Origin of the sequence: Henriciella sp., assembly GCF_049649345.1 — a bacterium.
In the GTDB taxonomy this organism is placed as follows: domain Bacteria; phylum Pseudomonadota; class Alphaproteobacteria; order Caulobacterales; family Hyphomonadaceae; genus Henriciella.
In genome coordinates this window covers 1-6,493 of sequence record NZ_JBARZC010000343.1, presented here as the reverse complement: position 1 = coordinate 6,493, position 6,493 = coordinate 1, and the positions used below count along the sequence as shown (strand labels likewise).

Here is a 6,493-nt window from a genome sequence, read left to right as displayed (position 1 = left end):
GCCGGCGATCGTGCCGCCGGCTGCCGCCGCGCCCGAGGCGACCGTTGTGCCGATCGCAATTAGCACAGAAGCCATGGCCTAATCCTCCTTCGGAATGTTGATGGTGGTCTTGATCGCCTGGATCCGGAACGGGCCGGGCAAGTGGCGATACAGGCGGAAATCAGCCGTTTCACCATCCCCGTCAAAATCATCCTGCTCGACCCAGCCGGTGATCCTGCCGGCGATCGGGCCGGCCGTCGTGTCGAGCCCTTCCTGGATGGCATCGGCGCTGACCTCCATCGGCCAGGCCTTGTCATAGATCGAGATCTTCGGCGGCAGGCTGGACAGGAGCTTCACGCGAACTTTCTGCACATGCTTCAGCACACCTGCGAGGCTGCCAATCTCCGTATTGCCGCGCACATCCTGCGGCTCGATCCAGGCGTCATAGAGCAGGCCATATTCGACGCTTCCCGTCAGCGGCTCATCGAGCACGATTTCTCCGCCGGACACAGTGACAGGACCATAGGCGTTATTGCCGTCCGTAACCCAGACCGGCAGGCCGTCGAGCTGCGGCGCCGCAATCGTGTCCTCATTGTCGAGCTCGACAATGGCGCCCCCATCCAGCGTCAGGGCGGCTGACTCCGTCTCGACCGTCCAATGGACAGTCTCGCCGGCGACACGCCTCACGGCCGCATAGATTCGGCCGAGCTTATCAGCCTTCATGGCGAGGATCCTGCCGGCCGGCGTGGTCATCCGGGCCCAGCCGGCGACATTCTCAGAGCGTTTCGAGACAAAGCTTGCCACCTCGCCATCCTCGCGAATGAGATGATAGAGGGCCGACTTGTAGCCCCGCGCGCTTTCGCGCACCGCCGCGTCGACAGGCCGGACGATCAGGTGGCTCGCGCGCACGGACACATCGCTGGCCACCCATTCACCGTCGCCGCCCGTCCATTCGAGATAATTGACGATCGTGCCGCCATACTGGACAAACATCGTGCCGCCATCAAAAGCCAGCGGGGGCACGACATCCTCGAAACCCACCTGCGAGGCCGGCAAGGCGCCCGGCGGGGTTTCGCCCGACAGGGCATCGACCGGCAGATACCAGCAACCCGAAGACGTAAAAAGCAGCGGATGGCGCGCTTTTTTCTGGACCGCGCGCACGCCATCATCATCATCGCTGTCGATCAGGTATTCAAGCCCGTCGGTCGCGCGCGCCGAGCCCTGGTTGAAATTGAAATAATCGCCATATTGCGTCGCGATCCCGGTCAGTGGCAGGGCCTTGAGGCCGAGCAGGTTTGTCCGCCCGCTCCAGAACATCGCGCAGCGCGAATAGCCCCGGCTCGGGCTTATCATCGCTTCACCGCCCTCTTCGCCCTCCTGGATCGTCGAGACGACGCCGACGCCGTCAGTGCTGTCGACGACGGAGATGAACATTTGCGGCCAGTCCTTCTGACCGGCGTCGCCTGTAAATTCGACAGTGACTTCCTTGTTCCCGGTTTTGGTACAGATCGTCTGGCCGGCACCGAGATTGTCGAGCGCCTCAAGCGCCGACTTCACGGCCGTCTCGATGCCCGTGAAGCTCGCCGGCACCGCGACATTACTGGTGCGCTCGCCGTCGAGCACGATATTAAACGTATCGCCACCCGAGAACCCCCTGAAGAAGAGCACCTGCTTCTCATTCTTGCCGTTCGTATAAGTCTCGCCCTCAAATTGCTCGAGCGGAACGTTCTTGAAAACCGCAGGCCTGGATATCCAGGCATCATCGGCATCATCCCTGATAACCAGGTGCTCCGGGACGTTTTCGTGACTGGCAATCAGCGTATCGAGCCGCTTGTCTGTCCGGACGCGAAGCACCTGGCTCGTCGAATAGGGCAAGGGGATGGACGCCTTATACCCACCATCGCGATAGACATCGGCATTACCGCCGGTCACGGCCAGCATATAGGCCGCCCCTTCCGGCGCAGAGAATGGCCAGAAGCGGATATTGCCATCAGGCGCGGCCTGCGTCAGCACTGTTACAGAGGACGCAGAGAACGCCTCCCCGGAGACAGGCGATCCATTGTCGATCACAAGACGCAGATGTGTAACTGGCTTGACCATGTCCGGCGCAACCGGCAGGCGAACATCGCGCGCAGTGGCGTAGACCGGAACGGTCGGCCCCGCCCTGGTCCAGGTCGACCCGTTCGTCGAATATTCAAGGTGCAGCTCGCCCTCTGTGTCGCCGGTGATCGCAGCGCCATAAAGATCGACCGCCCCGACATTGACACTAGCATTGAGCGCCATTGTCAGGAGAACGATGCCGGTGACGGCCGGAATGCTTGAAAGGGATAAAGCGCCTGTCGCGTTCACGCATACACTCCCGAAATGCCATCGAGCCAGAGATCATCAGGGTCAAACCCAGGATAGACTGGCGGATCGGTCACGCCGCCGCCGGCATCCGTCAGATCCTCGCCGGCTTCGGTGAAGCTCGCACTCGCATGCGCGGTGAAGGTCACGCCATCCAGCTCGGTCAGCGTCAGCGCGCCGCGCTGCAGGCTGCCTCTTGCCAGCCCTTGGCGCAGATCCGCGCCCCCTTCAGCCACAGGCCGCATATTGAGCATGTCGCGGACCGACGCATAATACGCTTCGGTGTCTTCGCGCTCGGCAAGCTCCGGGCTGTAGATCCCGGCATTCATGGTGAATTGGGGCGCGGTATATTTCATGACCGCCTCGCATCCAGCAATGAGCCAAGCTGCAGCGTCATCACACCGCCCGGCTCGATCTGGCCGTCCTCCTCGGCCGCCGTCGCCATCAGGCCGCCGCGCGGATAGGCGTCGCCCGTGCCGAAGGCCTCCGCCAGGAGATCGGCGCGCTTCGTCCGGCTGTCGACACGGTCGGCCGCCAGCGCCTTGACCATCGCCTCACGGAAGGCCTGCGGCCATCTGAGGATGCTGTCATCCGGGACATTGCTGCGCACTTCAGCCCACAGGGCATCGGCATTGGCAGGGTAATAGGCGCCCAGCTTGCGAAAATCGAGGAAGGGCCGGGTACACTCCAGATCATCATAGAGCGCCAGGACCGTGCCGCCGCCCGTGGCTTCAAAGACATTATCGAACAGGCTCGCCGGCGGTGTGGCGAGCTTCGACATCTGCACGAAACTCTTGGTGAAGGTCCAGGGATAGATCGCCAGCATGAATTCGGCGACACGCGCGAACCGCCTCGAAGCCTGCGCGCCTGTCGGGCTGTCTGAGCCGAAGGCCTCGATCGCCTTTTTGTCGGCGACATCCATCGCATCATTGAAGATGGAGAGTTTCGCCTGGGTCGCTGCTTCGCTCATCGGGGGATCCTTTCTGGCCTGTCAACGAAAACGGGCGGCGGCTGTCTCCAGCGCGCCGCCCGCCCCACATCGCCCCTTCCCGGGAGGAGGGAAGCCTTATGCTGCCGCTGTCGCGACGGAGAGCGTCAGCGCAATACCGCCGGCCGTGCGCGTCACGAGATAAGTGTGCAGGACCGGGGTGCCGTCGGCATCGGTGATGACTTCGAGAACGTCGCCGACGCCTTCTGTGAAGTGCTCGGCCGCTGCATCGAAATAGCCATTGGTCTCGACCTGGGCTTTGGTGTCATCGGTCTTGTACATGAACCGGCCGTGGCGCTTTTCACCATCGGCGCAGCCTTCTGAAACGCGGCGAAGATTTGCAGTTGTCAGTGCCATTTACCCCTCCAGGGCCAGCAAGGTTAGATCAGGCGGGCCGCTCACCGGCCCGACCATGGATTAGGACGCCGTATAGGCTTCAGGATCGATGCTTTCCGGCGTGATCGCCTCATTCACCTCGAACTTGAAGACACCATTCTCGATCAGGCGCGCAGCGTCGCGCTCGGCCTTCATGTTGCCGAGCCAGAGATCCTCGGTATTTTCCCAGGACCAGATCGTGCGCTGCTGCTGCAGGATGCCGAGGCAGAGGCTCTCATAGGTGTAGAAGATGCCCGTGCGAACATTGCTCGACACCGGCAGGCGCGAGAAAGTGATGAAGTTGATGTCGTGATAGGTTTTACCCTTCATCTTGAAGGGCAGATCGCGACCGACATAGTCAGCGCTCGCATATTCCTTGAACCGCATCAGGTGGGAGTGCATGCGCGGGCTGATCAGGCAATAGACTTCTTCCTCGCCCTGATAGATGCCTTGGGCATTCAGCTCTTCCCACATATAGCCGATCATGACCGGCGACATGAAGTCGGTGCCGCCCGACCCGCCGATCGATGTCGACTTGGCGCCGGCCACACCGGCCGCGACGACGACATCATCGAGATCGCGCGAAAAGGCCTTGTAGGCTTCGAGCTGCTGGTGATCGCGATCGTCCGGCGTCAGGCGCAGCAGGTCGGCTTCCTTGACCTCGAGCAGCGTGCCGACGGCCTCGGGCGTCAGCGTGATTTTCTGCCGCTTCGCGCCGGAGCGCTTGCGCTTGCCGTCGCCGGTAATCTTCTCGACCGTGATCTTGCCGATCGTGCGGAAGATCATGTCCTTTGCGTCAGTGACGACTTTCTTGCGGACCGTATTGGCGACACGGCCACCATGATCCTGATAAAGATGGATGATCTTGTCATCCCACTCGGTCTGCATCCATTCCGGGAATGTTGGATTTACGCCGTCGCTCATGCCCTGCTCCTCTTGTCCCCGTCATGGGTGATTGAAGAGCAGGACGATAAGCGCGGTTTTCCTGTGTTGACTTTCAGGCCAGCCGATCAGCCGCCCATCACTTGCCTGGCGAGCTCGTCGACACGCTTGCGATAGTCCGGATCGTGCTCGCGGCTGGTCGTGTCGAAGCGCGGATCCTGCCGCATCTTGCGAATTTTATCGCGCGTGATCTCGCCCGAGAACAGCGGGTCACCCGGCACGCCCGGCCCCTGCTCGGCTTTCAGACCGGCGACATAATTGAGGTATTTGATCCCTGAAGCGGTTTCCAGCTGCAGCTTCATCTCGCCGATCACGTCCTCCATGTCGGCCTTGGCGTTGCCGGCAAGATCCTTGAGCTTGGTCTCCTGGCGCTGGATGTAGCCTTCGGCCTGGCTGTAGAGCTTCGGGCCATCTTCCCCCAGCTTCTCGACTTCCTTGTCGAGGTCGAGCGGCTCATCGATCAGTCCACTCTCGACCAGGCCCTCCATGACCGGCCCGAACGTACTTTGGAACTCATTCGAGCCCATGCCCTGCTTGAGCGCGATCTTGCGCACAGCCGCGATCACCGGATCGGTTTCGGGGTTGAAGAATTTTGCCGCTGTCTCGCTGAGCTTCAAGGGGTAGTCTTCGGCTCGCTCTGGCGCCTTGCCGCGCGCCTCTGCGGCTGTCTCGTATTCTTTCAGCTTGCCGAACATCTTGCCCAGCGTCTCATCGGCATCCTTGCCGCGATAGGCTTCGGGGATCTGGGCGAGATCGAAAGCGCCATCTTTCGGCGGGTCGACCTTGTCGAGCGGGTTCTTGCCCTTGTCGTCCTGCTGCTGCTGGCCTTTCAGCCTGTCGCCGAGCGAACCCTTTGCCTTGTCGTCCGCGCCGCCACCCTTGTCGTCAGCGCCGCCGCCTTTGTCGTCAGCGCCGCCACCCCCGCCACCCTTGTCGTCATCGCCGCTGCCATCATCAGCATGGCAAAGAAAGGGGTTAAGCGCGGTCTCGCCGCGCATGAACCATTTCATATGTCTGGGGCTCATTCTTCGTCTCCGTTCTGGTTTTCAAGAGCGTCTGCCTGGGCCATTGCGAGAATGACCTGCAGGTAGATTTCATTGCCGCCGGCGCGTCCGGCCTGGAGGAGGACGCGGTCTTCCGGCTTTTCCTCGAGTAATTCAGCCAAGCCGACCACCTCCCTGTCGACCGTGATCGATTTCAGCCAGGCAAGCGTCTTGCGGCCGTGATTGGAGCTGAACGTCCGCTTGATCGCCTTGGCCATTGCCGCATCCGCATAGGCGCGATCGCGCCTGTGCTTCTCGGCCTTGCTGACCTGGTCGCGCCCGTCCTCACCGAATAAGTCCTCGGCGAGCTCGAGCAGCTTTTCATGTTCCTGGCGCAGATTGAGCTGGGTTTCCTGCATTTTGGGGGTCCTGTTGCTGGTCGGCTACAATTTTTTCGCCAATGGCCAGCGCATTGGCGACGTTTTTCTTGGTCTCGTCCGGCGTCCTGATAACTTCGGTCGGCGCGTTCATGACCTCGTGCAGGTACTGGACAGCCCGCACACGGTCCGCGACGAGATCGATCTGCTCTGGCCCGAGAATGTCGAGCGCCGTTGCCAGCCAGCGCACAGCCCGGTCGGCGTCATCAAGCGCCTGGGTATCGGCAAGCGCTGACAGCACACGCACCGTCACGAACAGATTGTCGATCCGCACCATGGTCGGCAGCAGATCCCACTGGTCGAGTATATCGAGCACGCGCATGACGATCGGCACGATGATCTCGCGCTTCAGGCGGCCGAAATGGCCGGCAATGTCATTGGTCAGCTGGCGCAGGCGGGCGATGATTTCCGTCGGTGACCGGACCGCGCCCTGCTCATCCGGC

Annotated in this window: 8 protein-coding genes; all 8 read right to left on the bottom strand. The window is 61.7% G+C overall.

Annotated elements, in window-relative coordinates:
• Window positions 1-78: 78 nt before the first annotated feature.
• Complete coding sequence (locus WA989_RS09385; RefSeq protein ID WP_424340239.1) at window positions 79-2,328, bottom strand: hypothetical protein; 2,250 nt, start codon at window positions 2,326-2,328, stop codon at window positions 79-81.
• Entirely contained in the window at window positions 2,325-2,681 is a 357-nt protein-coding gene (locus WA989_RS09380) for a hypothetical protein (protein ID WP_424340238.1), read from the bottom strand. The genes WA989_RS09385 and WA989_RS09380 overlap by 4 nt, the downstream gene beginning before the upstream one ends.
• Entirely contained in the window at window positions 2,678-3,295 is a 618-nt protein-coding gene (locus WA989_RS09375; RefSeq protein ID WP_424340237.1) for a hypothetical protein, read from the bottom strand. The genes WA989_RS09380 and WA989_RS09375 overlap by 4 nt, the downstream gene beginning before the upstream one ends.
• Window positions 3,296-3,391: 96 nt before the next feature.
• Window positions 3,392-3,670: a hypothetical protein gene (locus tag WA989_RS09370; protein WP_424340236.1), complete on the bottom strand. Its 279-nt coding sequence runs from the start codon at window positions 3,668-3,670 to the stop codon at window positions 3,392-3,394.
• A 60-nt stretch (window positions 3,671-3,730) separates the two neighbouring features.
• Window positions 3,731-4,612, bottom strand: coding sequence for a phage capsid protein (locus tag WA989_RS09365; RefSeq protein ID WP_424340235.1), 882 nt, complete (start codon window positions 4,610-4,612; stop codon window positions 3,731-3,733).
• 86 nt (window positions 4,613-4,698) lie between these two features.
• Window positions 4,699-5,655, bottom strand: a complete 957-nt coding sequence (locus WA989_RS09360) for a hypothetical protein (protein ID WP_424340234.1) — start codon at window positions 5,653-5,655, stop codon at window positions 4,699-4,701.
• Complete coding sequence (locus tag WA989_RS09355; protein WP_424340233.1) at window positions 5,652-6,032, bottom strand: hypothetical protein; 381 nt, start codon at window positions 6,030-6,032, stop codon at window positions 5,652-5,654. Before WA989_RS09355 ends, WA989_RS09360 begins: the two co-directional genes overlap by 4 nt.
• Window positions 5,995-6,493 (bottom strand): portal protein (locus tag WA989_RS09350; RefSeq protein ID WP_424340232.1); only part of this gene is annotated, 499 nt, incomplete at its 5' end. The genes WA989_RS09350 and WA989_RS09355, both read right to left, overlap by 38 nt.